Here is a 24,149-nt window from a genome sequence, read left to right as displayed (position 1 = left end):
TGGCACAGGCGCTCTGTGTCGAGGTCTCCAACTTCTCCGGCGGCACGGCGATGAGTTCGGCCCGGCAGGGGAGTCATCACCTTCGACCCATCCATCACGACTTCGACACGAGGGCTTCTGTGGCATACGACGAAGGCCGGCCGGTCTGGCCGCTGGTGCACGCCGAGCGGGCGGCCCTGGCGGCGGATCTGGCGGAGCTGACCGATGAGCAGTGGGCGACGCCGTCGCTGTGCGCCGGGTTGACCGTACGCGAGGTGCTGGCGCACCTCACCGCCGGGGCGAGCCTCAACGCCGTGCGGTGGCTGGCGGGCGTGATCCGCTGCCGGTTCGATTTCGACAGGCAGGTCGCCATGCGGCTGGCCGAGCAACTGGGCGCGAACCCGGCCGAGACGCTCGCGAGGTTCCGCGGCGTCATCACGAGCACCACCAAGGCGCCGATCCCGGTCCTGGCGATGCTGGGGGAGGCGATCGTGCACGCCGAGGACATCCGGCGGCCGCTGGGCGTCCGCCACCAGTACCCGATCGAGACCGTCACCCGGTTGGCCCGGTACTACCAGGGCTCGGACCAGGTCGTCGTCGCCGGGAGACGGATCACCGGCCTGCGGCTGACCGCCACCGACGGCCCTTTCGCCACCGGTTCCGGGCCGCTGGTGTCCGGCCCCACCCTGGCACTGGTGATGGCGATGACCGGGCGTACGGCGTTCTGCGACGACCTTGACGGCGACGGCGTCGAGATCCTGCGCGGCCGGCGCGCGACCTGAACCCGGTGACCGGCCTTCCCGGGTCCGGCCGGGATACGGGTGGAACCGGCCATGAGCCGGCCGTGCGGGGCGTCAGACCGTCATCGGCCCGTCGTCGCCGGAGCGCGCTGGCGAGGGAGCGCCGGTGCGCGATCCCGGAGGCCGTCCCGCCCCGGTGAACGCTGCCTCGATCGCCTGCTTCATCTCCCGTGCGCCGTGTTCGACGCGAATGCGGATCTCGGCGGCCCGCGTGTGCGGCAGCACGTCGGTGGTCCAGATCAACCGGCCCGCTTCGTCGCCTTCTGGGCGAACCTCGAACGAGGCGTGGTGGTGGTCGAGCGCGGGTCTCGCGCCTTCGACGACGGAATAGGCCAGGCGGCGGGAATCGTCATCGATCGCGACGATCAGCTCGCGGATGACGTGCCCGTCGGGAAAGGTGAGGAACCGCTGCTCGCCCTCCAGGCGGGTGCCGATGACCCGGCCCGGCAGCAGGCGCTCGTGCACGGCTCCGACGTCGCGCAGCACATCCCAGATGTGCTCGGGGGACGCGTCGATGACGATCTCGTGGCGGATGGAGGCCATGAGGCCGGCAACTCCTCTCGGGATGGGGCGGCTCCTCACGGGCGGCGACCGCGACCCCGTGGGCGGCGTCTTCTCTGGCCGCCCCTGGGCTCGATCTGGCACTTTATCGGCTTTCATCCGCATCTCGGCTGGACCGCTTCCGTCGTCGCCCAAAAAGTGATATCACTTTGCTAGCAAGGTGAAGTCACAGAGAAAGGACGGACGATGGCGAACGCATCGGGCGAGGCCGCCCTTGAGGCCACCGTGGTGGACATGCCCGCGCCGCGCACGAGCGAGCACCCCGTGCGGGCGGCCAACGGGTTCGTGATGCTGGGGGTGGCGACGGCGCTGGTCCTCGCCGGGATCGCGGTGCTCGTCGTGGGGATCGTCATGCTCGCCTCGGGGGCCGGGCAGGGCGGTATGTGGGTGGTCATCGCGAGCGTGCTGATGATCCTGCTCGGGTTCTTCACGTGCTTCGGCCTCACCGCGGTGGCGCCGGGCGAGGCCAGGGTGGTGCAGATGCTCGGCCGGTACATCGGCACGCTGCGCACCCCCGGCTTCCAGTGGGTCAACCCGATCACCGTGCGCCGGCGGGTGTCCACCAGGATCCGCAACCACGAGACCGACGTGACGAAGGTCAACGACGCGGACGGCAACCCGATCCAGATCGCGACCGTGGTGGTCTGGCAGGTGCAGGACACCGCGCAGGCCGTCTTCGAGGTGGACGACTTCGTGGAGTTCGTCGCCATCCAGGCGGAGACGGCCGTGCGGCACATCGCGGGCGCCTACCCGTACGACGCGCACGGCGAGCCGAGACTGTCGCTGCGGGACCACGCCGACGAGATCAACGAGCGGCTGTCCACGGAGATCGCCGCCAGGGTCGCCTCCGCCGGGGTGAAGGTCATCGAGTCCCGCATCATCCACCTGGCGTACGCGCCCGAGATCGCCCACGCCATGCTGCGCCGCCAGCAGGCGGGCGCGGTGGTCGCGGCCCGGCAGCGGATCGTCGAGGGCGCGGTCGGCATGGTGGAGATGGCGCTGGACCGGCTCGCCGAGCACGACGTGGTCGAGCTGGACGAGGAGCGCAAGGCGGCCATGGTCAGCAACCTGCTCGTGGTGCTGGTCGGCGACCGGGACACCCAGCCCGTGGTCAACACGGGCACCCTCTACCAGTAATCACCGTGGAGCGGAAGAAGATCCTGCTGCGGCTCGACCCGGTGGTCCACGACGCGCTGGCCAGATGGGCGTCCGACGAGCTGCGCAGCACGAACTCGCAGATCGAGTTCCTGCTGCGCAGAGCCCTCACCGAGGCCGGGCGCATGCCCGACGGGGTGGGGCGGATGCGCCCGCGCGGACGGCCGAGGAAGACACCAGAGGACGACACAGGGGACGACACGGATCAGGACTCAGAAGAGGAGTGGACGGATGGAGGCGGCGCGAGTGAAGCAGGGTGAGTCACTGACCCGATCGGCCTTCCTGCTGGCCTTCGACCCGCGCAGGGAGAAGCTGACCCAGCGGGGCGAGCTGGGCTACCTGCTGCGCGCGGCCACCCTCGCCGAACTGCTGCTGGCGGGCAACCTGGCGGACGAATCCGGCAAGGCGCGGGCGCTCACCCCACCGGCCGCCGAGCCGGGTTCGCTGCGAGCCGTGGTCTGGGAGCAGATCTCGACCTCGCCGCCCCGCTCGTGGCGGCGGTGGGTGCAGAAGGACAACGGCAAGGCGGTCCGCCTGGTGCGCGACGAGCTGGCGGCGGCCAAGGTGATCGACGTGCGGCGGCGCCGGGTCCTGCTGTTCCCGGTCGAGCGGATCACGCCGCGCAAGGCGTACCTCTCGCGCAGGCCGGCCGAACGCGTCGGCCGGGCCATCCGCGGCGGCCGCCCGGTCGGGCACCTGGACGAGGACGTCCGCGTCCTGGCGGCGCTGGCCACGGCGGCCCGGCTCAAGACGGTGATCCCCTCCTGGCGGGAGGCGCGTCAGCGCATGGACCGGATCCAGCAGCTCTCCGCGCCCATCGAGCCGATCACGACCGCGTTGCGCAAGAGCGTCGAGGCGGCCCGATCGGCGGACGCCGGAGGCGGCTGACTCCGGCGCCGGCTCGTGGCGCCGGCGGTCCTCCCGCGTGCAATTGACCTTCGACGTCGTTTGTACTTTGGTTGTCGTCAGGAGAGAACGCAGGCGCCACCGTGTCCGGGCGGCGCGACCTGCGCCGGGCGACCGCGCGTTCGCCCTGATCGATGCAGCACCTGCTCAACGTGGCGGGTCCCATCCCCGCCACCGGCACGTTGCCGTCACGTACCTCGCACGACTTGGCTGACCACGGCCGCGACCACATCGCGGCGTTCACCTCGTAGGAGGCATCACGTGATCCGAACGATCAAGATCCTTGGCGCGGCCCTCGCCGTACTGCTGCCGGTGCTCGCCACCGGCGGTCCCGCCGGAGCCGCGTCCGGCGGGTCGGCGGTACAGGTGTCGGCGTCCCCGACGCCCCCGAAGTACCCCACGGTGATCTCGTTACCGAACGGGTTCCGGCCCGAGGGCATCGCCACCGGTCCCGGCCCGTACGCCTACTTCGGCTCCCTGGGCGATGGTTCCATCTACCGCGCCGACCTGCGCGACGGAAGCGGCGCGATCATCAGCACCGGGCCCGGCACGTCGTCCGTCGGGCTCAAGACCGACCGGCGCGGGCGGCTGTTCGTGGCGGGCGGCGGGAGCGGTGGCGCGCGCGTCATCGACACCCGTACCGGCCGGATACTGGCCTCCTACCAGCTGTCCGCCACCCAGGCGTTGATCAACGACGTGGTGGTCACCAGGGACGCCGCGTGGTTCACCAACTCCACCAATCCGGTGCTCTACAAGGTGCCGCTGAAGGGCCGCAGGCTGCCCGCCGCCGCGACGCCGGTCCCGATCACCGGGGACCTGGTGTACCAGCCCGGATTCAACGCCAACGGCATCACCCCGACCCCGGACGGCCGGGGCCTGATCGTCGTGCAGTCGAACACCGGCAAGCTGTTCCGCGTCGAGCCGTCCGGTGCGACGCACCAGATCGACCTGCACGGTGAGACGCTGCCCGCGGGCGACGGGCTGCTGCTGATCGGCCGCACCCTGTACGCGGTGCAGAACCAGCTCAACTCCGTGGCCGTCATACGGCTGAACGCGGACGCGACCGAGGGCCACGTCGAGCGCCGGGTGACCGACCCGCGGTTCGACGTACCGACCACGGTGGCCGCCTTCGGCGACCGCCTGTACCTCCCCAACGCCCGCTTCTCCACCCCGCCGACCCCGGACACCCCGTACACCGCCGTCGCGATCCCGCGCCCCTGACCCCCGCCCGGCGCTGACCAGAAAGGCCGCGCTCGCGGCGGCGGCACGCGAGCGCGGCCCCTGGGCGGCCGCGCGGCGCCCTCATGGCCCTATGGCCTGATCAGCGAGGCGTAGGCGGCGCGCACGTCCGCCGTGGAGGACTTCACGTACTTCTCCGGCGGCGCGCCGGGGTCGATGCCGTAGAAGGTGTAGTGGATGCGGGCGGGGCAACTGGCGCCGCCGATCTGGATGCTTCTCTTGGACACGAGCTTCCCGGTCCGTACCTCATAGACGCGGACGGAGACCTTCCGCTTCCGGAACGCCACGCTCTCCAGCGGGCCCGACCTGTGGATCGGCTCGTAGTAACAGGACCTGACCGTGCTCCCGAAAGTGGACTTGCCGACACAGATCACCAGCACCGCGTCCGCGGGGTCCTTGGCCAGCCAGGACGAAGGCAGCTTCCTGCGGTGCCCGTCGTTGCCGAACACCATCGCGCGGTGCGGTCCCGAGCCCCGGTAGGGGTCCGCGCCGTGGTAGGGGGCCGGGTCCTCGCAGTACGCCGGCTTCCCGCCCGAAGCCGGACGCTTCACGAGACGCCGGAACTCGGCCAGCTCGATCTCCAGGGTGGCCCGCTCTTCCCCCTGCCTGGCCCGGCCCGCGATGGGGTGCCCGGGGTACTGGTCGAGCAGTTGCCGGTACTGGGCCCGGGCATCCTTCCAGTCCTTGTCGTCCGCGAGGTCGTCGCCGCATCCCACGATCGCGGCGGGGGCGACGCGGGCGACGGCGTCGCCCACATGATCCAGCGCGCCCCCGCCCGCCGCCTGCTCGCCCAGCCAGTCGGTGATCGTCCTGGTGGCGCAGGCGTCCTTGAGCGGCAGGCCGCCGAGGAAGCCGTCCAGGACCGCCTGGACCTTCGCCTCCTGGCCGGTGAACTCCGCGAGCACCCGGGACAGCCGGCCGAAACCGGTCTCCAGGGCCGCGGTGTCGCCGGTCAGGGCGGTGCCGAGTTCCTGCGCGGCCTGTGCCAGGAAGAGGTCGGCCCGGCGGACGTTCACGCCCGGCCACAGCGCCCCCGGATGAGCGGCGTAAGCCCGCAGGGTCTCGGTGGCCGCCAGCCGATCGCCCGCGGCCTGCCGTTCGGCCTTGATCATCAGTTGGCAGGCCGCCACGTTGTCGTCGGTGCGGGCGCTCAGTGGCGCGTCGGCCACCCGGTGGCCGAACCACAGCCGCCGCAGAATCGGCACCGCCTGCGAGCACCGGCCCGCGCGGTGGGCCGCGGCGGCGTCCTGCTCGATGCGCGCGGCATCGAGCCGCAGCCAGCCCACGGCGAGCAGGACCGGGACCAGGAGGCCGAGGGCGATCAGCCGCTGCCTTCCCGCCCCGTCGGACCGGCCGTGTTCTCTCGCCAGCCACCAGCCGTGCACGGTGAGGGCCGCCCACCACAGCAGCACCACGCCCTGGAACCACGCGGACCGTGCGACCAGCGCGAGGCTGAGGATCAGCGCGACCGTGACCGCCCCGGTGATGAGGGCGAGCCTGCGCCGTCCCAGCATCACGTATCCGGCGCCGAGCAGCGAGGCGTTGGCGAGCGCCACGGCGTACGGATCGCGGGCCCTCATATCCGGCCGCGGTCCCTCAGGACGGTCGCCGGAAACCTCCGGTATCGGCTCCATCGTGGCCCCACCTCCCACGAATCGTCGTGGACCACCTCCCGGCCGCCCCCAAGGTAAGCGCCGATGCCGGGGAGGGGTCCCCGCGTCAGGTCGCCGATCAGATCGGCGTTGCCGCCGAATTCCGACTGATGATGATATTGGGGGTGGCGCTATTTTGGCCTGGACCCGAAAGCCATGATAAGAGAGACACGACCTTCTCGTTAAGTCCGGCTTTGACAGGGGCAAAGGCCGAAGTGAATCATCCCCGGCCGAATTACCCGCAGGCATGCCTGAGCGTGCGCGTCGATCGCGCGCGCAGCGCCCCCAACCGCGGCGCTTCGGCGGTCGAGCAGCGGCAGGCGCTTTGCCGGATTTCGTTACTTAACCAGCTTGTTGGGGTGTCTGTGCCTGTTATAGGGCGTTTGCCGGTAAAAGAATCGTGTGGCTGTTTTGGGACTACGGCGGAAAATGTCCGCCGGTGGCTCTAGCATCACTCGCATGACTGAACTGACCCCGCCACCGGGGTATCGCATTATCACCGCGGAAGAGGCGGAAGAGCTTTTCTCCGTCTCGGACGAAGTGGCTTTTCCCTACGAGGATTTCACCGACGAGCAGGAGATCCGCCTTTACGAGGGCGACCTGCGGGTGGCGGGGGATCTGGAGCCGGACTCCGACGGCGACTGGGTGCTGTTCAACATGATCGTGGACGGCGACCTGGTCGTGGACGGGACCCTCATGTGGTCGGACTGGTCCTGCGGCAACTTCGTCCTCGTCACCGGCGATCTGCGGGCGCGCAACGTCGTCCTGCTCGGCTGCCCCGACGTCGCCGTACGAGGCGACCTCGTGGTGAGCGGCGGAGTCGTGGGCAAGGACGGCGACAACGGCGGGGTCCTCACGGTGGGCGGCCGGACACAGGCACAGATGATCATCAACACGACCTACTTCAACATGTCCTTCGGCACGCAGCCGGAGGCGGTGCTCATCGGGGATCCCTACAGCACGAGCTGCCCGGTCGACTTCACCAGCAGGGAGCTGAAGGCCATCCTGCGGCCCAAGCTGCTCAAGGACGACTCCATGGACACCTGGAAGGTCGTGGAGGCGCTGTCCGCCGGGCGGCCGGTCCTGCGGCCGGACGTACTGCCGAGTCACAAGGCCGTGCTCGAGGAGCTGGATGCGCTGTCGGAGCGCGCCGCGGAGGTCACCACGCTCGATCTCTCCAACCGCAAGCTGCGCCGCCTGCCCGATCAGTTGTTCGCGTTCGGCAACCTCCGCGCGCTGTCCCTCGCCGGCAACACCGACATCGACGAACTCGAACTGCGCATCGGGGATCTGGCGTCGCTGGAGGAACTGAACCTGTCCGGCATCGGGCTGCGCAGCCTGCCGGCGACCATCGGCCAGTTGACCAACCTGCGGGTCCTCGACATCTCCGGCAATCGGCTTGAGCGTCTTCCCGACGCGATCCGCCATCTGACCCGGCTGGAGGTCCTCCGCGCGAAGCGCCTGAAGTGCGCGGTCCCCGGCTTTCTGGACCGGCTGGTCAGCCTGCGCGAAGTCAACCTCTCCGGCCTTCAGCCGGGCGAGTACAACGAGCAGGTGGACTTCCCGCGGGCCGTCACCCGGCTCCGCGGCCTGAAGTCGCTCGACCTGTCGCATGTATGGCTGTCGTCCATCCCCGACGACCTGCTCAAACTGACGGAGCTGGAAGAACTGGCACTGCGCGGCTCACTGTCCGCCGGGATCGAGCGGCTTCCGGACCTGGCGAAACTGCCTCGCCTGCGCGTACTGCGACTCAGCGGAAACACCCCGTGGATCTTCCAGCCGGAGCCGAGCCAGGACCTGCTCGCCGGGGTGTGGGACATCACCACGCTGGAGCACCTGGAGATCGACCGGTGGGGCGAGAAGATCGATGAGGGCGAGGTGCTACGCCCCGCGCTCACCTCTCTCGCGGACGACGCCTTCGCGCGCATGCCCGGGCTGCGGCGGCTGGACCTGTCCTTCAACGAGCTCACCGAGCTGCCGGAGTCGTTCTTCGCCCTGAGGCGACTGGAGACCGTCGATGTGCGGTACACCAAGCTGACCAAGGCGGCGCTCCGCCGCCTGCGCACCACGTTTCCGCAGGTGAAGATGGATCTGCGCGATGTGGAGACGACGACGGAGCCCGACGACGACGACCCCACCTGGCAGGCCGTGCACGCCCTGGTCGAGACCGGCGCGGCGGCACTTGCGGACGGCGAGCGGCGGGAGGCGGTGCGTGTCTTCGAGGAGGCGCTGACCCACTGTGTTCCCGGCGCCGCCTTCTCCGCCTACGACCGCCTCTACGCCCTGTACGGACTCATCGACGCGCTGGGGCACCTGGCCGACTCCGCGGATGATGACAGGCCCGCCCTGGTCGAAAAGCTCATCGGCTACGCCGAGCAGGCGCTCTCCCTGGTGCCCGACACGATCTGGCACTACACCGACGAGGGGGCGTTCCAGGAAGAGGTGTTGCGTCAGGCGGGGAACGGGCTCGCCTGGCATCTGCTGCAGGCGGGGGACCTTGAGCGCGCGCTCACGACCGTCGAGCGGGCCCTCCAGGTCGCCGAGGGGCCCGAGCACGACCCCATCCGGGACACGCAGGTGCGCATCCTGCTCGCGATGGGCCGCACCGAAGAGGCGTACGTCATCGTGGACCGGGTGCTGACCCGCGCCCCCGGCTTCCGGGATTTCGCGGACCTCGCCGCGTCTCCGGACTTCCAGCGGTGGCGCGGAGGCAAGCTTTCGTTTGACTAGCCATTAAATTGAATGTATCCATGACTCCATGGAAAGTGGGTCCAGGCGCCCCTACCGGATGACCGCCCGCACCGCGGCCATGGAGGTCACGCGTACGCGCGTAATGGAGGCGGCGGCCGCGCTGTGGATGCGGCAGTGGTTCGACGACGTCACGTTGCAGCACATCGCCGATGAGGCGGGGGTGTCGGTACAGACGATCGTCAACCACTTCGGCGGCAAGGACGGGCTGGCCGACGCCGTCGCCGAGCGGGTGGCGTCGCAGACGGCGGACGCCCGCCAGGCGCCGGCCGGCGACGTGGCGGCGATCGTCGCCGTGCTCTTCGCCGACTACGAGCGGCACAGCGAGGCCAACGTCCTCTGGACCGCGCAGATGGACCGCGTCCCGGTGGCCGCCCAGGTGGCGGCTCACGCCCGCGCCCAGCATCGGGCGTGGCTGGAGCGGGTCTTCGCCGACCGCCTCCCGCCCCCGGGCCCCGAGCGCGAGCACGTCCTGAACCTGCACCACGCCGTCACCGACATTTACCTGTGGAAACTGTGGCGGCACGACCTCGGCCTGTCGCGCGTGGACGCCGAACGCGCCATGCGCGACCTGCTGACCTCGATCGACCCCCGAAAGGGAAACGATGCGTAAGAACTTCCTGTTCGCCGCCTGGGCCGGTGGCGGAGCCGTGCCGCCCACCCTCTCGGTCGTCCGCGCGCTGCGCGAGCGCGGCCACGGCGTCCGGGTGCTGGGCGACCGATCGCTGCACGACGAGATCGCCGCCGGTGGCGCCGAGCCGATCGCCTGGACGACTGCGCCCCAGATCGAGACCAACGACCCGTCCGCCGACCTGCTCAAGGACTTTGAGGCCCGCACGCCGATGGGCGCGTTCGCGCGGCTCCGTGACCGCCTGGTCTGCGGCCCCGCGGCGGACTTCGCCCGCGACACCCTGGCCGAACTGCGCGCCCGTCCGGCCGACGTGCTGGTCGCCGACTTCTCACTACTCGGCGCGATCACCGCGGCTGAGGCCGCCGGGGTCCCGGTGGCCGCGCTGGGCACGACCATCTACCCGTTCTCCACTCCGGGCGCGCCCCCGTTCGGTCCCGGGCTCAGGCCCGCCACCGGTGCGCTGGGACGGCTGCGCGATCGGTTCCTGGCCAATATGATCGACAAGCCGTGGGCCAAGGGGCTCCCGGCGCTCAACGCCGCCCGCGCCGCCAACGGCCTGCCGCCGGTGGACTCGGTCATCAAGGCGTTCGGCCGCGTCGATCGGTTCCTCGTACTGTCCCCGCGGGCGCTTGACTACCCCGGCCGGCAATTCCCGCCCTACGTCCGGCATGTCGGACCGCGGCTCGACGATCCCGCCTGGGTCGGAAAGCTGCGACTGCCCGAGGGGGACGCGCCGCTGGTGCTGGTCGGGCTGAGTTCGACGTTCATGAACCAGCGCGCACTGCTCCAGCGCATCGCCGACGCCCTCGGCGGCCTGCCGGTACGCGCGCTGCTGACCACCGGCCTGGCCGTTGACCCGGGAACGATCCACGCGCCCGGCAACGTCCTGGTCACCGCGGCCGCCCCACACGCCGCCGTGCTGCCCCACGCCGCGCTGACGATCACGCACGCGGGTCACGGGACGGCCGTCAAGTCGCTGGCGGCGGGCGTTCCGCTGGTGTGCGTACCGCTCGGACGCGACCAGGGCGAGGTGGCCATGCGAGTGGAACTCGCCGGGGCGGGGATCACCATACGCAAGACCGCCTCATCCGGCACCATCGCCCGGGCGGTCGGCCGCGTCCTGCACGACCCCTCCTACCAGCGCCAGGCTCAGCGCCTGGCCACCGAGATCGCCGCCGAAACGGCCACCGACCGGGCCGTCGCCGAACTCGAAGACCTCGCTGAACGAGCCTCCGGCACACCACGGACGCTGCCCGGGCGGCGATAACCTCTCGGCCATGACGGCCTTCGAGGTGATTCGGCGGTTCCCGGCGGCGATGGCCGACCGGGCCGGAGCGTGGGACTTCATCCGCGGGTTCGCGGCGACATGGAGGTGTCCGCTGACCGAAGGCGACGGCTGGCCCGAGGCGAACCTGGACGCCGCCGAGGCGCGGCTCGGCCTGCGCCTGCCCGCGGCGCTGCGCGAGGCGTACCGGCTCCTCGGCCGCCGTACCGACCTGACCAGCCTGCAAGACGTGCTGCTCAGCCCGGCCCAGCTCACCGTTGAAGATCAGGCGCTGGTGTTCCGCGTCGAGAACCAATCCGTATCCCTCTGGGGCATCCCGGTCAGCCACCTGGAGCAGCCCGATCCTCCGGTGGTCGTTCGGATGGAAACGGCCGACCACGCCGCCGAGACCTGGAACGGGTGGCTGGACCGTTTCTCCCACGCGTGCGTGGAGATCGTGCTGTCGGAATCGCTCTTCTCCTGCGAGCAACTCGGGGACAACCGGGAACTCGCGGATGAGGAGGCCGGCACGTTGGAGCGGCGCTTCACGCGGCTGCCGCTGCCCGAGTACTCGACGTCCCAGGCCACGGTCCCGGGCGTGCGCTGGTTCGCCGGGCCGGACCTCATCATCCGCGACGACCACCGCGCCTGGATGTGGGTGCGAGCCCGCACCGCAGACGCGCTCGCCCGCATCCGCCGCGAACTACCCGGTGAATGGATGATGGACCACTCCTACTGAGCCCCCCACCGGTCGTGATGGACGGCGGCCTGCACCGGGCGGCGCCGTCGCCAGCCGTGTCGTTCCAGGTCAGGGTCGTCCTCAAGGTGGGTGACCGGGCCGAGGCACAGCCAGGCGACCGGGCGGATCCCAGCCGGGATGCCGAGCAGGTCCCGGACGAAGGGCTCGCGATAGAACGACACCCAGCCCACGCCGAGCCCTTCGGCGGTCGCGGCCAGCCAGAGGTTCTGGATGGCCAGGCACACCGAGTACAGGCCGGCGTCGGCGATGGCATGGCGGCCGAGCACCGCGGGGCCGCCTCTGTCCTGGTCGTAGGTGACCACGACGGACAGCGTCGACTCGCGCACCCCGTCGATCTTGATGTGCGCGAACCGCCGGGCGGCCTCACCGTCGAGCGTGGCGGCGTACGCGGCCCGTTCGTGCTCGACGTGGCCGTGGAAGGCGGCGCGGATCGCGGCGTCGCGTACCACGATGAAGTCCCACGGCTGGGACAGCCCGACGCTGGGGGCGGCGTGCGCCGCCGCCAGCACCCGGTGCAGCACCTCCGGCGGCACGGGCGCGCCGGTGAACTGGCCGCGCACGTCGCGGCGGCGGTGGATGACGTCGTACAGATGGCCGTTCATGGGCAGGCTCCCGCTGCGCGGCCCCCCTCACAGGGGGCGGTGGGCGCGAGGCCGGTCTTCGGACTCCCGGATCGACGCCTGACCGCCCGCCTTCCCGGCCCTTACGGGCCAGTGGCCGTGCTACGCACCTGGGCGGGGACTCCCCGGTCACCGCGGCGGGCCCGTGCCGGAATCACACCGGCTTCCCGATTCTCCTCGCGATCGCGAGGCACCTCGCAACAGTTCGCCGGGCAGTACCGTACCGCGATGACGCGCACCGCGCCGCACACGGGCCCCCGATTCGATCGTGGGCACGCGTGCGGCGGCGGATGGTGAGATCGGGTCAGTGGGCGAGGGTGAGCACCGTGACGCTGTGGGAGCCGGTGTTGGTGAGGTAGAGGAACCTGCCGCCGGGGCCGGAGGCGGTGTAACGCGGGTCGTCGCCGACGGCGACCTCGCCCAGAATGGCGTTGGTGCGGGTGTCGAAGATGTTCACGGTGTCGGAGCCGGAGTTCGCGACATAGGCGATGCGGTTGCCGGCGTGCAAGGCCAGGCCGCGCGGGTTGACGCCCACGGTGATGGTCGCGGTGACGGTGTTGCTGCGGGCCTTGATGACCGAGACGGTGCCGCCGATGGTGTTGCTGACGTAGACGGTACGGCTGTCGGGGGTGACCAGGACCCCGCGAGGCTCATCGCCCACAGGGATGGTCGCGGTGACGGTGTTCGTGGCGGTGTCGATGACCGAGACGGTGTCGGAGTCGGAGTTGGCGATGTACGCCGTTTCTCCCTTGGGGGTGAACGCGATGCCCCTCGGGGACAGGCCGACGGGAATGGTGGCGCTGACGGCGTGGGTGGCGGTGTCGATCACGGTGATCGCCCCGGAGCCGGTACTGCTGACGTACGCGTAGCGGCCGTTGGGGGCGATCGCCACCCCACGGGGGGCGTCGCCGACCGGGATGGTCTTGACGACCTCGCGGCGCGCGGTGTCGATCACGGACACGTCGTCGGAGTCGCGGTTGGCGATGTAGGCGAACGCGCCCTTGCGGACGAAGCCGATGCCGTACGGGAAGGTGCCGACCGGGATGGTGCCGATCTCGGTGCGGCGGCGTACGTCGATGACCGAGACGGTGTTGGAACCGGCGTTGGAGGCATAGGCCAGCCGCCAGCCGGGGGCGAAGGCGACCATGCGGGGGTTGAGACCGACCTTGATGGTGGCGAGCACCACAGGGCGTACCGAGCCGGGGTGGGCTGCGGACGCCGCGCCGGGAACGTTGCCGGGCGGCGCGGCGACGGCCGCGGCCGGTGCGCCGGTCGTGGCCAGCACGGCGCAGGTCAGAACGGCCGGCAGCAGGCGGCGGGCGAGGCTCCGGCGGGGACCGGGACGGTCAGGGGACATGGATGCGGTGACCTTTCGTGAAAGGGGGATGCCCCGGATGGGGGGCGGGTCGTCAGGCGGGGGCGCCGGGGGCCGGGGTCGGTGGGGACACCGGTTCGGTGCGGCCGCGCTCGTGGGCCAGGGCGTAGGCCGCTGCGCTGATGTACAGCCCGATCGGCAGCACGTAGTCGCCGTCGCGCTCGACGAACTGGAACCACTCCTGGCCGACCAGCGGGCGCAGTAGCTCGGTGCCGAGTTTCCAGACCAGGACGAACACCAGCAGCGAACGCCACGGCTTGACCAGGATCGCCAGGCCGAGCAGGATCTCGAACCCGCCGACCAGGACCATCAGGTTGGCCGAGTCCACGGTGGCCGGGCCGATGCCGAAGAAGGCGAAGAAGTCGTACCAGTAGCGCTTGTGCTCGAAGGCGCCGAAGCCGCCGTGGCCGATCAGCAGCAGGGCGAGTCCGCCGCGCATGGCCCAGTGCATGGCGATGAGGGTGCGGTCGGAGATGGCGGCGGGCTCGTCCACGCGCTCCAGCCAGCGGCGCAGCGACCAGCCGCCCCAGCCCGCCATGATCAGCAGGGCCAGCGGCATGCCGTAGTTGCCGCCGCGCTCCAGGAACTCCCACCAGCCTTCGCCGACGGTGGGGCGGAGCAGGGCGGTGAAGACGCCCCACACGGTGGTGTGCAGCAGCAGGATGCGGGCGGGCCAGAACAGGATGAGCAGGCCGACGGTGATGTCGATGGCGCCGGTGATGTACATCAGGTGGTTCAGGGCGGTGTCGGCGGAGATGCCGAACAGGTCGTAGTAGGGCAGCCAGGCCCGCGAGCGGCTCAGGCCCGCCCAGCCGTGCCCGATGAACTCGATCGACACCCCGATGCGCAGCAGCCAGTAGAGCTTGGTGGTGACCGAGGCCCCGGCGAGGGTTTCGCGGAGGGATTTACGGCCTTCGGAAGCGACGGTTCGGCTCATCACGGATGCCCCAATCTTGGGCAGTGGGGTTGATATCCGAAAAATAGGCTTAAGTGATGAGCAGGGAAAGAGGGAAAAGGGGCCCATATTTAGCTGACCGTGCACTCATCAATTAAGGAGGGCACGTCAAAACCGTCGCCGAACCGTTAATTCGTCAACGTGTCGATATGTCATCGAGCGGGATCAACGTGTGACGAATCGCTTGTGCCGCTGCTTCGCGGGCGCAGTGCAGGAGATGGGCGGCCGGTTTTCGGCTCTTTCTATTCCGGATAAGGGGGATGAGAAATCCTTCCGCTGTCCGTGTCGCCGGGGCGGCGTTGACTCATGAAAACACCTCAGCCAGCATTGACTCAATGGCGATTGACAGAAATGTCCCACCGGAGCGTGTCGCCCTGCACCAGGCCCTGGCCGACCCCGCCAGACTGGCGATCGTCGACGCCCTGGCCCTCGGCGACCTGGCGCCGGGGGAGTTGGGCCGCCACCTGGAGTTGCCGTCCAACCTGCTGGCCCACCACCTGCGCGTACTCGCCCAGGTGGGTCTCATCACCCGCGCCCGTTCCCATGCCGACCGCCGCCGGGTCTACATCCGGCTGGTCCCCTCGGCACTGGAGGCCGTCGATCAGCGGCGGGTCGTGACGGCGTCGCGGGTGGTGTTCGTGTGCACCGGCAACGCCGCCCGCTCGCCGCTTGCCGCCGCGCTGTGGACGTCGCGCAGCGCCGTACCGGTCACCTCCGCCGGCACCCGCCCCGGCCCCGGTCTCAACCCCCGCGCCGTCAGCGCCGCCCACCGGCACGGCCTGAGCCTGGAGCGGCACGGCACCGCGGACGTCCGCGACGTGATCACCCCCGACGACTTGGTCGTCGCCGTCTGCGACAACGCCTACGAACACCTCGCCCCCGGCCTGCGGCACGTGCACTGGTCGGTCCCTGATCCCGGCCCGGTCGACACCGACGAGATCTTCGAGGACGTCCTGGCCCTGCTCACCGAACGCGTCGACCGGCTGGCCACCCTGACCGCCCCCTCGTGAGCCACCCGCCGAGCGGGACCTCGGCGGCGGCGGTGATCATTCCCCGAGCGATATCAGGAGCTTGCGCAGCAGTGCGGCTAGCTGAGCCTGCTCCTCGCGGCTGAGACCGTCGATGAGGCGCAACTCGTTGGCGAAGTGGCCCTCGATGAGGTCGTAGGCGAGCCGGCGGCCCTCGTCGGTGAGGGTCGTCTTGACCGTGCGACGGTTGTCCGTGTCCGTCTCGCGGGTGACCAGTCCTCTGGCGACGAGGCGGTTGACGCGGTTGGTCAGCGCGCCGGGCGTCAGCATCGCGGCCCCGGCCAGGTCGCTCATGCGCAGCGTGCCGTCCTCACCGGAACGTAGCAGGGTGGCGAGCACGTCGTACTCCCACGGCTCCAGGCCGTGGGCCGTGAAGTAGTCCTTCAGTCCCGCTTCGAGGTGCCGAGCGGCGCGGAAGATCCGCACCACCACCCCCACCGGCCAGGAGTCCAGCTCGGGCCGGATGGCTCCCCACTGCTCCATGATCGCATCGGCCGCGTCACCCATGCGCCGACCCTACCAAAACACTTCAACGCTATACAGTTTGACATCGACGGGAGAGGTGGCCTAGCGTCTGGCTTGAACACTTTAATACTTAAGTGTTCAAGCTCAAAGTGAAGGGGCAGGACATGCACTACGTGGTCTTCGTCAGGACCGACAACACTCCCGACAGCGACCTGGGCCACTACCTGGCCAACGTCGGCGCGACCCTGGAGCCGTTCGACGGCGAACTGCTGGCGTTCGCCGCGCCGGAACGGCTGGAGGGCCGAGCGGACTACACCAAGACGGCGATCGTCCGGTTCCCCACGGAACAGGCCGCGCGCGGCTGGTACGCCTCCCCGCAGTACCAGGAACTGGTGGACTGGCGCGCCTCCATCATGGGCCACCCGGTCGACGTCAACCTCGTCGCCGGTATCACCGGCTGAAGGCCGGCCCAGCAACCTGGCGCGCGAGGCTTGCCCAGGGGGAGGGGATCTCGCATAGCGTCGTCAGGTGCGGCCTTTGCGCGGCTGTAGCTCTTGTCGCCGTGCGACTTGGCGGGCCGCCGACACCGAGGTCCGTGGCGGGGGCGGATCGGCGGAATGGACCGTACCAGCCTGTGCTGGACGTTGCGCCGGGGTTCGTCAGCGTCGGTGATCGACGTGCAGGTCACCGGGCGGCCGGTTCGGGCAGGGGAAACGCCGGGGAAACGCGGCGGGGGATTTGATCACGTGCTGGACGCGGTCCATTCCACGATCCCGAGGAGACCCTGCCATGGCACTGACCCCTCCGCCTCAGGTGTCCCGGCGCGCCGCCATCAGTGGTGTCCCGAAAGAGCTGAGGCCCGGTGGTGAGTACGACCGGTTCATCGCGGAGCGAGCCGCCGCGGACCGATTCTCCGGCACGGTGCTGCTGACTCACCACGGCAGACCTGTGCTGGAACGCTCGTACGGGCACGCGGACGAAGAGCGCGCCATCCGGAACACGGCCGGCACGCTCTTCGACGTCGCCTCGATCACCAAGTGCTGCACGGCCGTGGCCATCGCGCAGCTCGCCGAGCGGGGCGAGGTGGCCTACCACGAGAAGCTGGGCACCTACCTGGACGGATTCAAGCCCGAGGCCGCCGGCGCCGTCACCGTTCACCACCTGCTCACCCACACCTCCGGCCTGGACCGTCCGGGCCCGCCGAGCAACGGAAACAGCGTCGAGGAGGTCTGGAACCGCGACCTGGAGAGCATCCGGGCCATGGCGCCCGCCTTCCCTCCGGGGGCGGAGTTCCGCTACAGCAACGGCGGCTATTTCCTGCTCGGCGCGATCGTGGCCGAGGTGTCCGGGCAGTCCTATTACGACTACATCCGCGACCACGTGCTCACCCCGGCGGGCATGGCCCGTTCCGGCTTCTACACCAGGCCGCAGATCCGGGCCGACCGGAGGATCGCCCACCGGTACACGACCGACCGGCAGACCGGCCGGCGTTACGACTTCACCGAGAGCGACCACCTGGGCTTCATCGGCAGGCCCGACCACGGCCTGTATTGCACCGCCGGGGAACTGCTCGCGTTCGCGCGAGCCCTGCGGAGCGACAGGCTGATCGACCCGTCCCTGATCACCAGCGGCAAGATGGTACTGGCACCCTCGGTGAAACCGGACCTGACCCGCCAGATCATGCACTACTGCTACGGGTTCTTCCACACCGTGCTCAACCGGCGGGAGATCATCTCCCACTCCGGAACCGGCCCCGGCATGGCGAACATGCTCGACATCCATCCCGGCTCCGGCTGGACGTCGGTGATCCTCGGCAACTTCGACACCCCGGTGGACCCCATCGTCAACCTCGGGCGCGAACTCATCACCCGCTTCACCCGATGAACGGAGATCACCGCATGATCCGGCAACCGTCCCGACGTTCCGCGCTCGGCCTGATGGGGGCGATTCCCGTCGCCGGCGCGCTACCCGCCGCTCTCACCTCGCGCGGCCGGACACCCCGAGAACTGGCACCTGGCGGGGAGTACGACGAGTACATCGCCGCGCTGGCCGCCAAGGACGAGTTCTCCGGGACCATACTGCTCGCCCATCGCGGTGAAACGGTCCTGGCGCGCGCGTACGGCATGGCCGACAAGGCGCGGTCCATTCCCAACAGGGTGGGCACCATCTTCAACCTCGCCTCGGCGTCCAAGCCGTTCACCGCCCTGGCGATCATGCAACTGGTGGCGCGGGACAAGGTGAAACTGCACGAGACACTCGGCACCTACCTGGACGGTTTCCCGCCCGAGTCCGCCGGCCACGTCACCGTTCATCAGATGCTCACGCACACATGCGGTCTCGGCGACTTCCAGCTCGACCAGGAGTACCAGGACAACGCGGAGACGTGGACCACCGAGGCCACGACAATGGACGGCATCATGGCCGCCGTACGCAGGACGCCGCCGAAGTACACGCCCGGCACAAGGTACGAGTACAGCAGCTCCGGCATCGCCGTGCTCGGCGCGATCGTGGCCAGGGTCTCCGGACAGTCGTACTACGACTACGTCCGCGAGCACATCTTCACCCCGGCCGGCATGACCAGAACAGACTTCTTTGACAAGCCGCGATGGGAGAAGGACGCCCGTTTCGCCCACCCGTACTGGCACGACCAGGCGGGCCGGCCCATCGACGGCCTGCACCGGCCCCCGCCGCCGCTCCCCAGCGGGCACAGGGGCTTCGCCCCGTACATCGGCAACCCCGGAGGCGGCGGGTTCTCGACCGCCGGCGATCTGGTACGCCTCGACCGCGCACTACGGCGGGGCAGGCTGCTCGACGCCGCCTACACCGAACTGTTCATGACCCTGAAGCACCCCACCCCTCCAGCAAGCCCGTCCGTCCAGGTCACCGGCAGTGCGTACGGGCTGATCGCGACCATGTACGACCACCGGTGGCTGGCAGGGCACGGCGGCAGCATGGTGGCAGGCGGTACAACAAACTGGACGATCTACCGTGACCTCCACTGGACCGGTGTCATCCTCACCAACTATTCCAAGACTGACATTCGGTCGATCATGAACAGGGAGCGGAGCTTCGTCACCCGCTATGCGACCCGGCCCTCCCGTGAATGAACGCGCCTGGTCGCCAGGCGCTTGGCGTGTTGAGAGGTGACGGCGACGGTAGTGGCTGGTGGACGAGCGATGCTGCCGCGATCGTGCAGACCGGGCGCGAAGACGCGCTCCCGCGGCGAAGGTGCCGTGAACGCGATCACGGGACAGCAGGCGAGTGCCGCCTGCTGCCGCGCCGTCCCAGACCAGAATGCACGCAAGCAGCACTGCCGAGGCGGCCGGACCGGCCCTCGCATCAACGGCGGAGCGCGACCGGCCATTCGCATGTCCAACGCACGCCGAACCATCTCCCGGTAGCCTTCGGCGAGATGCCAGGTGCGGCGACATGGAAAGGAGTCAGCTCGACGCAGCGTGCTCCGAGCTGATAACGGCTGCCAATATCGCAGGCACGGGTAGCGTGCATCTGTAAATCGGCGTGTCCCGACCAAAGTAATGGCGCGAAGAAATGACTCGAATACCGCCCGCGATGGGCAATCTCGTCGGCCGAGATCGGAGTCAAGCGGGGTGCAGGGCCGCCCAGGGGGAATCGGACTCGCTCAGGAGAGAGGCACGGGTCACCGTAAGGAACGTCAGGGCGAGCATGGTCAAGGTCATATACCGATACCCGGTGGGATAGAGCCTGGCCTGGTAATGATCCACACTGGTCTCGTTCTTGCCCGCCTGGAAACATTCCTCGATACTCCAGCGCAGACCGGCCACCTTCACCAGCCGGTTCAGCGACACCTGTGTCGTGGTGTGACACAGGAAAAACGCCGGCTCAGACGGCTTGTGGATGGATCGGCGGAGCAGCAGGTGGCGACCAGGTCCCAGTCATGGCACGCGCGCCTTCGGCGCCCTTGCCGTGAACCGGCGGTCTTCCAGTGTCGGCGGAGGTGGTACGTCAAGACGGCATCGAAGCGGGGATGGACGGCGGGGATGCCGAGGCCCCCTTCTTGGACGCGGGCACGCGGGCTGAGCGTGGGGTTGTGGACCTGCATAGGGCCGTCTGGCGGTGGGCGCAGGAGAATCGTCTTCCTGATGGGGCGCTGCTGCCCGGGAGGGTGATCGCGGCGTCACGGCGGTATTGAGATGGCCGATCGCCTTATTGGGATCGCCGTGCCTCTCGCCGAAGCGAGGATCGGCCGGATCGGTCACCCGGGTCGCCTCTACGTAGCACGCCACCGGCCGCATCCCAGGCAAGCCCGCACAGGGCCACCGCAGGTGATCCAATCAACCGCGCTGTGGCCGAACTCCGCGAGCGCCGCGTTCAGAGGAGTCCGGAAAGCAGCCTACAAGGCTTGCGATCTACTTTGTAAAGGGGCGGTGATGTGTGAAACATCAAGAGATACACCGGAATACGACAATAACGGGACGCTCTCTTGATCATCAATCGTTAGACTCCTTGAAGGCCTACCACTGCCCGAAGCTCAAGGACGCGCCTGCGGTGGTCTCCGAGCACATTCGAGAGGTGATCGGTCTGCCGGAACGAGTCGCCGATCCGATCGCGGCTCCCGACTCCACCTTCCCTTTTCGCCCCCTATAGTGGCCGCCACAGCACGCCGCAGGGGCAGACGATCGGAACATCATGAGCCGCGAACCAGACCCCGCCGCCCTCTACTCGGACGTGGCCGCCCACGGCAGCCTCGCCGCAGCGCTCCAAGCCGCAGGCGCCGACCAGGGTCTGTCGCTTCCTCTGGCCGTCACCCCGTCCGATCCACTGCGTCATGCGACGATCGCGGGCATTGTCCCGCATCGCCATGCGTCCTATGTCACAGCGTGGCATCACGAACGGTGCTGGAGCATCAGGGGTTCGTCCAACGGCAGAATCATGATCTCCGGGGACACCAAGGACCTTCGTGAACTTCCTCCAGTGATCCACGGTTGGGCCGAGGGAGCCGGCCTCGACGAGATCGGGAAGGCCGCCTCCTTTGACGTCCTGACCGGACGTTTCGAGGTCCCCGACAAGAACTCCGCCGGCGTCATCGCCTCAGAGTGGCAGTGGCTATTGAAGAGCGCCGTCGACGCTGGCTGGCCGCAGTACCAGGCGCTCATCGAGTCCGCCCACGCCGAATCGAAGCTCCGCAGGCTCTACCCCTTCACCAGCCACTGGGCGCTGAGCTTCTCGACCACACCCGACTACCCGTTCTCCCCGCCGTTCGTCTCGATCGACCCACCACGGGGAACCGGCGACTACACCATCAGGGAGTGGTGGAACGGCCCCGCCCTGAACTACGTCACCACACCTGCCGAAGCGATCGCCATTGCCGTAGACCGAATCCCCGCCGCCCTACTTGAGACGCCTTCTGAGGTCCCTGCGCAGGACTCCTGAGATCAACACCGGACGACCTGGGAAGGGACGCGATCGGTGATGACCGACCGCATCTACCTTCGGCATTCCACCGACGAGCAGACCGACGCCCGCCAACGGCACGCCCTGGCCGCCCCCCGCCTATGAGGTCCAGCTGCCGGTTCTCCCTGGCGCGTTCACGAGAGTGGTTGAGCAGCGACGACGACGCCCTGACAAAGATCGCTGCCCAAGATACCTGAGATCGTTTCCCAGCCGAGCGCTCAGGGGTTCAGTGTGCCGCGTCGGGCATGCGGACCGTTATGTACGGGTGTGGTTGTGCCAGCCACTGGCTGGTCAGCCTTGCCCCTGTGGTCTGGTCGATGACCGCGAGCATGGCGGCCTGCCAGTCGTAGTGCTGGTCGCGTTCCTCGAAGTCGACGAAGAAGTCCGTCATCGCCTGCAGTTCAGGCCATTGGCCGATGCCGGCATGGTCTTCCGGGCGGCAGGGGAAGAGCGCGTCGATCGTCAGGATGAGCTCGCCTCCGGCTGCGAAGCTCAGCCGGTTGTGAGAGTTGACGCTCCACCAGGCACTGTATGTCCGGGCTCCCTGGCTGAGCCGCTGCAGCACTGCGGGAGTTGATCCGAGGTGGTCCTGCTCCAAGAGCATGGTGGTGGGACCGCACCGATCGACGAGCACGGGACGGTCGGTGTCGTAGGGGAGCATGACGGCGCCGGGTAGTGCCGGCTCGTGGAGTTGGTGTGGCGTGTCCCCCGCGAGCCGGGCGGCGATCTGGTCCAGACTGAATGCTCGTCCGCTGTCCGGGACCACTACCGTCCAGCACATGGCCACATCCAGCCATACGTGGCTGGAGTGGAGTTGCCGGTAGTGCTCATGCAGTTCGGATGTGGGCGGCTGTCCGGTTCTCACGCATCGCTCCTTGCCCCGCGATGAGCGTCAGCAGGGAGATCGTCATGCTCGAGCGGTTCGGCATCGGCGCGACCCAAGAACTGCAGGCCTACGCCGGCGAGATGGCCAACGACCCACTCGAGTCCTGGCTGGAGGATATGCCCGCCATCGCCGCGGACGAACGGTTCGACCTTGGTCTGGACTACCTGCTTGACGGCATCGCCGCCAGGCGCCCCGCCAGCCGGTGATGTGCATGATGCCCGATCCGTACCGGACCTCTTCGGCGTCGCGGAAGTCTGAAGATCGGCAGACGCCCTTAACGCGGGGATCGTCAAGATGGGGGCCGCCTTGCTCTTTCTACCCTCAGGAACGCAGCAGATGGCGGCTGGTGGGGCGGCCTTCCGACAGGCCAAAGGACACACCGGACGTACGGTACACGCATCATCGCCGCCGAACAGCAACCGCCGAACGTGAATCTCGACGAATGCGCCGCGGTCAGCCCTCGGCGCCTCGATCCGGTCACGGCGGCGGGCGGTGGGGGCGTACTGCCCCACGATCCATCAGCAGATCGGCTTCCACGATGTGGCCTTGCCCGGCGTCGTCAAGCGCACGCCCCGGTTGGGGGATGTCGTGCCGGCGTTCCAGGCAGGCGCGGCAGCACGTCGCAGTGGCGTGCTGCGCGACGAACAGGGGATGCCCGCAATAAGGCGTCTGACGGCCGTCGTCGCGCGGTTCGGCCGGGGTCGGCCTGCGCTCGACCAACTGCCCGGCGTGTCTGCGGACGGTTGAGATGCCGCACAGATCGATCACCGCACGGTCCGTCCCGGCCACGGAGCCGGAACTTCGCGCGGAAGTGGTCCCGCCCGATCCGCCGCGGCCTGGCATGCAACTCGTCCGTCACCGATCCGGGGCCGCTTCCAGGGGCGATCAGGACTGCTGCCGGGCGATGTTGACCATCCAGGTGATCCCGAACCGGTCCACGAGCGAGCCGGCCTCGTCACCCCACGACTGCTTCTCCAGGGGCAATGTCACGGTGCCGCCGACGGACAGCCTCTCGAAGTAGCCGCGGAGTTCGGGGTCGCCGCCGAGGAAGACCGCGACGTTGTTGCCCGGGGTGTGGGGCATCTCTTCCCGGATGTCCCAACCCATCAGCGTGTAACCGTCCGCGGTGCGGAGCGTGGCGTGCATGATCTTGTCGGCGGGTGCGTCCGGCGAGCCGAACTCGGCGTACGTGCCCATCTCCAGCTTGCCGCCGAAGACGTCGCGGTAGAACTCCATCGCCCGCCGTGCGTTCCCGTTGAAAGCGAGGCACGGGTTGAGTTGAGATCTCATCTGATACTCCTTCATGTGAGTGAAGCGCGAACGGCCAGGACCGCAGCAGCGAGCACCGACGGTTATCCGAACCTGGAAGTGCTCGACCGCCGAGGTTCGAACCCGGTGCTGTTTGCGGCCCCTCGACCGTCTGGAGTGGCCGCTGCGAGCGTCTGAGAGCGTGTTTGAGAAGATCGTTCATGTCCGGCGTGGCGGCGTGATCATCGGACCCGGGACCGCCAAGCTGGCCCGGTGTCCCCTGATCGCTACCCCTCCGACCTCACCGACGCCCAATGGGAACTGATCGAGCCCCTGCTACCCGAGCCGAACACCGGCGGGCGACCGGAAAAGCACCCGCGCCGGGAGATCGTCAACGCCATCCTGTACGTCGTGCGTTCCGGATGCCCGTGGCGGTACCTGCCC

The 24,149-nt window shown here is 69.1% G+C and carries 25 protein-coding genes, 1 pseudogene and 1 riboswitch; of the genes and pseudogenes, 16 read left to right on the top strand and 10 right to left on the bottom strand.

All coding sequences use genetic code 11. From position 1 onward, the window contains the following. The first annotated feature begins 119 nt into the window (after nucleotides 1-119). The gene (locus DP939_RS32875; protein ID WP_225878646.1) at nucleotides 120-761 is read left to right on the top strand and encodes a maleylpyruvate isomerase family mycothiol-dependent enzyme; all 642 of its coding nucleotides are present in this window, start codon (nucleotides 120-122) and stop codon (nucleotides 759-761) included. A gap of 72 nt (nucleotides 762-833) precedes the next feature. Here the strand turns inward: DP939_RS32875 and DP939_RS32870 are convergent, their stop codons facing one another. Then, complete coding sequence (locus DP939_RS32870; RefSeq protein WP_225878645.1) at nucleotides 834-1,322, bottom strand: SRPBCC family protein; 489 nt, start codon at nucleotides 1,320-1,322, stop codon at nucleotides 834-836. 204 nt (nucleotides 1,323-1,526) lie between these two features. Between DP939_RS32870 and DP939_RS32865 the strand changes: the two genes are divergently transcribed. From DP939_RS32865 to DP939_RS32850, 4 genes are all read left to right on the top strand, one after another. Further along, nucleotides 1,527-2,477, top strand: a complete 951-nt coding sequence (locus DP939_RS32865) for an SPFH domain-containing protein (protein ID WP_113984739.1) — start codon at nucleotides 1,527-1,529, stop codon at nucleotides 2,475-2,477. A 5-nt stretch (nucleotides 2,478-2,482) separates the two neighbouring features. Continuing rightward, a complete protein-coding gene (locus DP939_RS32860; protein ID WP_318656333.1) occupies nucleotides 2,483-2,755 on the top strand; it encodes a hypothetical protein in 273 nt (90 codons plus the stop codon). Continuing rightward, on the top strand, nucleotides 2,727-3,383 hold the full coding sequence (locus DP939_RS32855; protein ID WP_113984738.1) for a GPP34 family phosphoprotein: 657 nt from the start codon (nucleotides 2,727-2,729) through the stop codon (nucleotides 3,381-3,383). Before DP939_RS32860 ends, DP939_RS32855 begins: the two co-directional genes overlap by 29 nt. Before the next feature lie 279 nt (nucleotides 3,384-3,662). Continuing rightward, entirely contained in the window at nucleotides 3,663-4,622 is a 960-nt protein-coding gene (locus DP939_RS32850; RefSeq protein WP_113984737.1) for an NHL repeat-containing protein, read from the top strand. An 89-nt stretch (nucleotides 4,623-4,711) separates the two neighbouring features. On the opposite strand, the gene DP939_RS32845 is transcribed toward DP939_RS32850, so the two are convergent. Continuing rightward, entirely contained in the window at nucleotides 4,712-6,220 is a 1,509-nt protein-coding gene (locus DP939_RS32845; protein WP_113984736.1) for a tol-pal system YbgF family protein, read from the bottom strand. 531 nt (nucleotides 6,221-6,751) lie between these two features. Between DP939_RS32845 and DP939_RS32835 the strand changes: the two genes are divergently transcribed. Genes DP939_RS32835 through DP939_RS32820 form a run of 4 tightly spaced genes read left to right on the top strand, consistent with a single transcriptional unit; the run spans nucleotide 6,752 to nucleotide 11,674 of the window. Next, nucleotides 6,752-9,022 (top strand): leucine-rich repeat domain-containing protein, encoded by a 2,271-nt coding sequence (locus tag DP939_RS32835; RefSeq protein WP_158578819.1) that lies wholly within the window; start codon nucleotides 6,752-6,754, stop codon nucleotides 9,020-9,022. A gap of 28 nt (nucleotides 9,023-9,050) precedes the next feature. After that, nucleotides 9,051-9,653, top strand: coding sequence for a TetR/AcrR family transcriptional regulator (locus DP939_RS48915; protein WP_113984733.1), 603 nt, complete (start codon nucleotides 9,051-9,053; stop codon nucleotides 9,651-9,653). Further along, complete coding sequence (locus tag DP939_RS32825; protein ID WP_113984732.1) at nucleotides 9,646-10,938, top strand: glycosyltransferase; 1,293 nt, start codon at nucleotides 9,646-9,648, stop codon at nucleotides 10,936-10,938. Before DP939_RS48915 ends, DP939_RS32825 begins: the two co-directional genes overlap by 8 nt. A gap of 10 nt (nucleotides 10,939-10,948) precedes the next feature. Continuing rightward, nucleotides 10,949-11,674 carry an SMI1/KNR4 family protein gene (locus tag DP939_RS32820; RefSeq protein WP_113984731.1) on the top strand — a complete coding sequence of 242 codons (726 nt, stop codon included), beginning with the start codon at nucleotides 10,949-10,951 and terminating at the stop codon, nucleotides 11,672-11,674. Here the strand turns inward: DP939_RS32820 and bluB are convergent. The 3 genes from bluB to DP939_RS32805 form a co-directional block, all read right to left on the bottom strand. Continuing rightward, nucleotides 11,668-12,297, bottom strand: a complete 630-nt coding sequence (gene bluB, locus DP939_RS32815) for a 5,6-dimethylbenzimidazole synthase (RefSeq protein WP_113984730.1) — start codon at nucleotides 12,295-12,297, stop codon at nucleotides 11,668-11,670. The genes DP939_RS32820 and bluB overlap by 7 nt on opposite strands. A 43-nt stretch (nucleotides 12,298-12,340) precedes the next feature. Next, a riboswitch (cobalamin riboswitch) is annotated at nucleotides 12,341-12,516 on the bottom strand. Between the two features lie 103 nt (nucleotides 12,517-12,619). Then, nucleotides 12,620-13,672: a beta-propeller fold lactonase family protein gene (locus DP939_RS32810; RefSeq protein ID WP_113984729.1), complete on the bottom strand. Its 1,053-nt coding sequence runs from the start codon at nucleotides 13,670-13,672 to the stop codon at nucleotides 12,620-12,622. 52 nt (nucleotides 13,673-13,724) lie between these two features. After that, nucleotides 13,725-14,627 carry a hypothetical protein gene (locus tag DP939_RS32805; protein WP_113984728.1) on the bottom strand — a complete coding sequence of 301 codons (903 nt, stop codon included), beginning with the start codon at nucleotides 14,625-14,627 and terminating at the stop codon, nucleotides 13,725-13,727. Nucleotides 14,628-14,980: 353 nt separating this feature from the next. Between DP939_RS32805 and DP939_RS32800 the strand changes: the two genes are divergently transcribed. Next, complete coding sequence (locus DP939_RS32800) at nucleotides 14,981-15,655, top strand: arsenate reductase/protein-tyrosine-phosphatase family protein (RefSeq protein ID WP_113984727.1); 675 nt, start codon at nucleotides 14,981-14,983, stop codon at nucleotides 15,653-15,655. Between the two features lie 36 nt (nucleotides 15,656-15,691). Here DP939_RS32800 and DP939_RS32795 read toward each other — a convergent pair whose 3' ends face one another. After that, on the bottom strand, nucleotides 15,692-16,180 hold the full coding sequence (locus DP939_RS32795; protein ID WP_113984726.1) for a MarR family winged helix-turn-helix transcriptional regulator: 489 nt from the start codon (nucleotides 16,178-16,180) through the stop codon (nucleotides 15,692-15,694). A gap of 92 nt (nucleotides 16,181-16,272) precedes the next feature. On the opposite strand from DP939_RS32795, the gene DP939_RS32790 reads away from it, so the two are divergent. The 3 genes from DP939_RS32790 to DP939_RS32780 all read left to right on the top strand — a co-directional run bounded on the left by DP939_RS32790 (nucleotide 16,273) and on the right by DP939_RS32780 (nucleotide 19,245). After that, a complete protein-coding gene (locus DP939_RS32790) occupies nucleotides 16,273-16,599 on the top strand; it encodes a DUF1330 domain-containing protein (protein ID WP_113984725.1) in 327 nt (108 codons plus the stop codon). A 328-nt stretch (nucleotides 16,600-16,927) separates the two neighbouring features. Beyond that, nucleotides 16,928-18,022, top strand: a complete 1,095-nt coding sequence (locus tag DP939_RS32785) for a serine hydrolase domain-containing protein (protein WP_113984724.1) — start codon at nucleotides 16,928-16,930, stop codon at nucleotides 18,020-18,022. Between the two features lie 14 nt (nucleotides 18,023-18,036). Beyond that, entirely contained in the window at nucleotides 18,037-19,245 is a 1,209-nt protein-coding gene (locus tag DP939_RS32780) for a serine hydrolase domain-containing protein (RefSeq protein ID WP_199565575.1), read from the top strand. Between the two features lie 519 nt (nucleotides 19,246-19,764). On the opposite strand, the pseudogene DP939_RS32775 reads toward DP939_RS32780, so the two are convergent. Beyond that, nucleotides 19,765-20,046, bottom strand: a pseudogene (locus DP939_RS32775) (IS701 family transposase); the annotation flags it as partial. 760 nt (nucleotides 20,047-20,806) lie between these two features. Between DP939_RS32775 and DP939_RS45620 the strand changes: the two are divergent. Continuing rightward, a complete protein-coding gene (locus DP939_RS45620) occupies nucleotides 20,807-21,550 on the top strand; it encodes a DUF6193 family natural product biosynthesis protein (RefSeq protein WP_147268232.1) in 744 nt (247 codons plus the stop codon). A gap of 247 nt (nucleotides 21,551-21,797) precedes the next feature. Here DP939_RS45620 and DP939_RS32760 read toward each other — a convergent pair whose 3' ends face one another. Then, nucleotides 21,798-22,436, bottom strand: coding sequence for a DUF6461 domain-containing protein (locus DP939_RS32760; RefSeq protein WP_147268231.1), 639 nt, complete (start codon nucleotides 22,434-22,436; stop codon nucleotides 21,798-21,800). A gap of 44 nt (nucleotides 22,437-22,480) precedes the next feature. Between DP939_RS32760 and DP939_RS32755 the strand changes: the two genes are divergently transcribed. Continuing rightward, nucleotides 22,481-22,663 (top strand): hypothetical protein, encoded by a 183-nt coding sequence (locus DP939_RS32755; protein ID WP_147268230.1) that lies wholly within the window; start codon nucleotides 22,481-22,483, stop codon nucleotides 22,661-22,663. 271 nt (nucleotides 22,664-22,934) lie between these two features. Here DP939_RS32755 and DP939_RS49420 read toward each other — a convergent pair whose 3' ends face one another. Both DP939_RS49420 and DP939_RS32745 read right to left on the bottom strand, forming a co-directional pair. After that, nucleotides 22,935-23,300 (bottom strand): DUF4186 family protein, encoded by a 366-nt coding sequence (locus DP939_RS49420; protein ID WP_225878644.1) that lies wholly within the window; start codon nucleotides 23,298-23,300, stop codon nucleotides 22,935-22,937. Nucleotides 23,301-23,342: 42 nt separating this feature from the next. After that, the gene (locus tag DP939_RS32745; RefSeq protein ID WP_113984717.1) at nucleotides 23,343-23,747 is read right to left on the bottom strand and encodes a VOC family protein; all 405 of its coding nucleotides are present in this window, start codon (nucleotides 23,745-23,747) and stop codon (nucleotides 23,343-23,345) included. Between the two features lie 231 nt (nucleotides 23,748-23,978). Between DP939_RS32745 and DP939_RS32740 the strand changes: the two genes are divergently transcribed. Beyond that, nucleotides 23,979-24,149 (top strand): transposase (locus DP939_RS32740; RefSeq protein WP_147268229.1); only part of this gene is annotated, 171 nt, incomplete at its 3' end.

The sequence above is a fragment of the Spongiactinospora rosea genome (assembly GCF_003315795.1).
GTDB classification, from domain to species: Bacteria; Actinomycetota; Actinomycetes; order Streptosporangiales; family Streptosporangiaceae; genus Spongiactinospora; species Spongiactinospora rosea.
This window is presented reverse-complemented; position numbering and strand designations above follow the sequence as displayed.

What these genes read in the sequence shown, in the direction of transcription:
- DP939_RS32795 (WP_113984726.1), bottom strand. Translation starts at nt 16,180, where the DNA reads ATGGGTGACGCGGCCGATGCGATCATGGAGCAGTGGGGAGCCATCCGG.
- DP939_RS32800 (WP_113984727.1), top strand. Translation starts at nt 14,981, where the DNA reads ATGGCGATTGACAGAAATGTCCCACCGGAGCGTGTCGCCCTGCACCAG.
- DP939_RS32870 (WP_225878645.1), bottom strand. Translation starts at nt 1,322, where the DNA reads ATGGCCTCCATCCGCCACGAGATCGTCATCGACGCGTCCCCCGAGCAC.
- DP939_RS49420 (WP_225878644.1), bottom strand. Translation starts at nt 23,300, where the DNA reads ATGCCAGGCCGCGGCGGATCGGGCGGGACCACTTCCGCGCGAAGTTCC.
- DP939_RS32845 (WP_113984736.1), bottom strand. Translation starts at nt 6,220, where the DNA reads ATGAGGGCCCGCGATCCGTACGCCGTGGCGCTCGCCAACGCCTCGCTG.
- DP939_RS32865 (WP_113984739.1), top strand. Translation starts at nt 1,527, where the DNA reads ATGGCGAACGCATCGGGCGAGGCCGCCCTTGAGGCCACCGTGGTGGAC.
- DP939_RS45620 (WP_147268232.1), top strand. Translation starts at nt 20,807, where the DNA reads ATGAGCCGCGAACCAGACCCCGCCGCCCTCTACTCGGACGTGGCCGCC.
- DP939_RS32825 (WP_113984732.1), top strand. Translation starts at nt 9,646, where the DNA reads ATGCGTAAGAACTTCCTGTTCGCCGCCTGGGCCGGTGGCGGAGCCGTG.
- bluB (WP_113984730.1), bottom strand. Translation starts at nt 12,297, where the DNA reads ATGAACGGCCATCTGTACGACGTCATCCACCGCCGCCGCGACGTGCGC.
- DP939_RS32755 (WP_147268230.1), top strand. Translation starts at nt 22,481, where the DNA reads ATGCTCGAGCGGTTCGGCATCGGCGCGACCCAAGAACTGCAGGCCTAC.
- DP939_RS32780 (WP_199565575.1), top strand. Translation starts at nt 18,037, where the DNA reads ATGATCCGGCAACCGTCCCGACGTTCCGCGCTCGGCCTGATGGGGGCG.
- DP939_RS32855 (WP_113984738.1), top strand. Translation starts at nt 2,727, where the DNA reads ATGGAGGCGGCGCGAGTGAAGCAGGGTGAGTCACTGACCCGATCGGCC.
- DP939_RS48915 (WP_113984733.1), top strand. Translation starts at nt 9,051, where the DNA reads ATGGAAAGTGGGTCCAGGCGCCCCTACCGGATGACCGCCCGCACCGCG.
- DP939_RS32810 (WP_113984729.1), bottom strand. Translation starts at nt 13,672, where the DNA reads ATGTCCCCTGACCGTCCCGGTCCCCGCCGGAGCCTCGCCCGCCGCCTG.
- DP939_RS32785 (WP_113984724.1), top strand. Translation starts at nt 16,928, where the DNA reads ATGGCACTGACCCCTCCGCCTCAGGTGTCCCGGCGCGCCGCCATCAGT.
- DP939_RS32805 (WP_113984728.1), bottom strand. Translation starts at nt 14,627, where the DNA reads ATGAGCCGAACCGTCGCTTCCGAAGGCCGTAAATCCCTCCGCGAAACC.
- DP939_RS32835 (WP_158578819.1), top strand. Translation starts at nt 6,752, where the DNA reads ATGACTGAACTGACCCCGCCACCGGGGTATCGCATTATCACCGCGGAA.
- DP939_RS32820 (WP_113984731.1), top strand. Translation starts at nt 10,949, where the DNA reads ATGACGGCCTTCGAGGTGATTCGGCGGTTCCCGGCGGCGATGGCCGAC.
- DP939_RS32745 (WP_113984717.1), bottom strand. Translation starts at nt 23,747, where the DNA reads ATGAGATCTCAACTCAACCCGTGCCTCGCTTTCAACGGGAACGCACGG.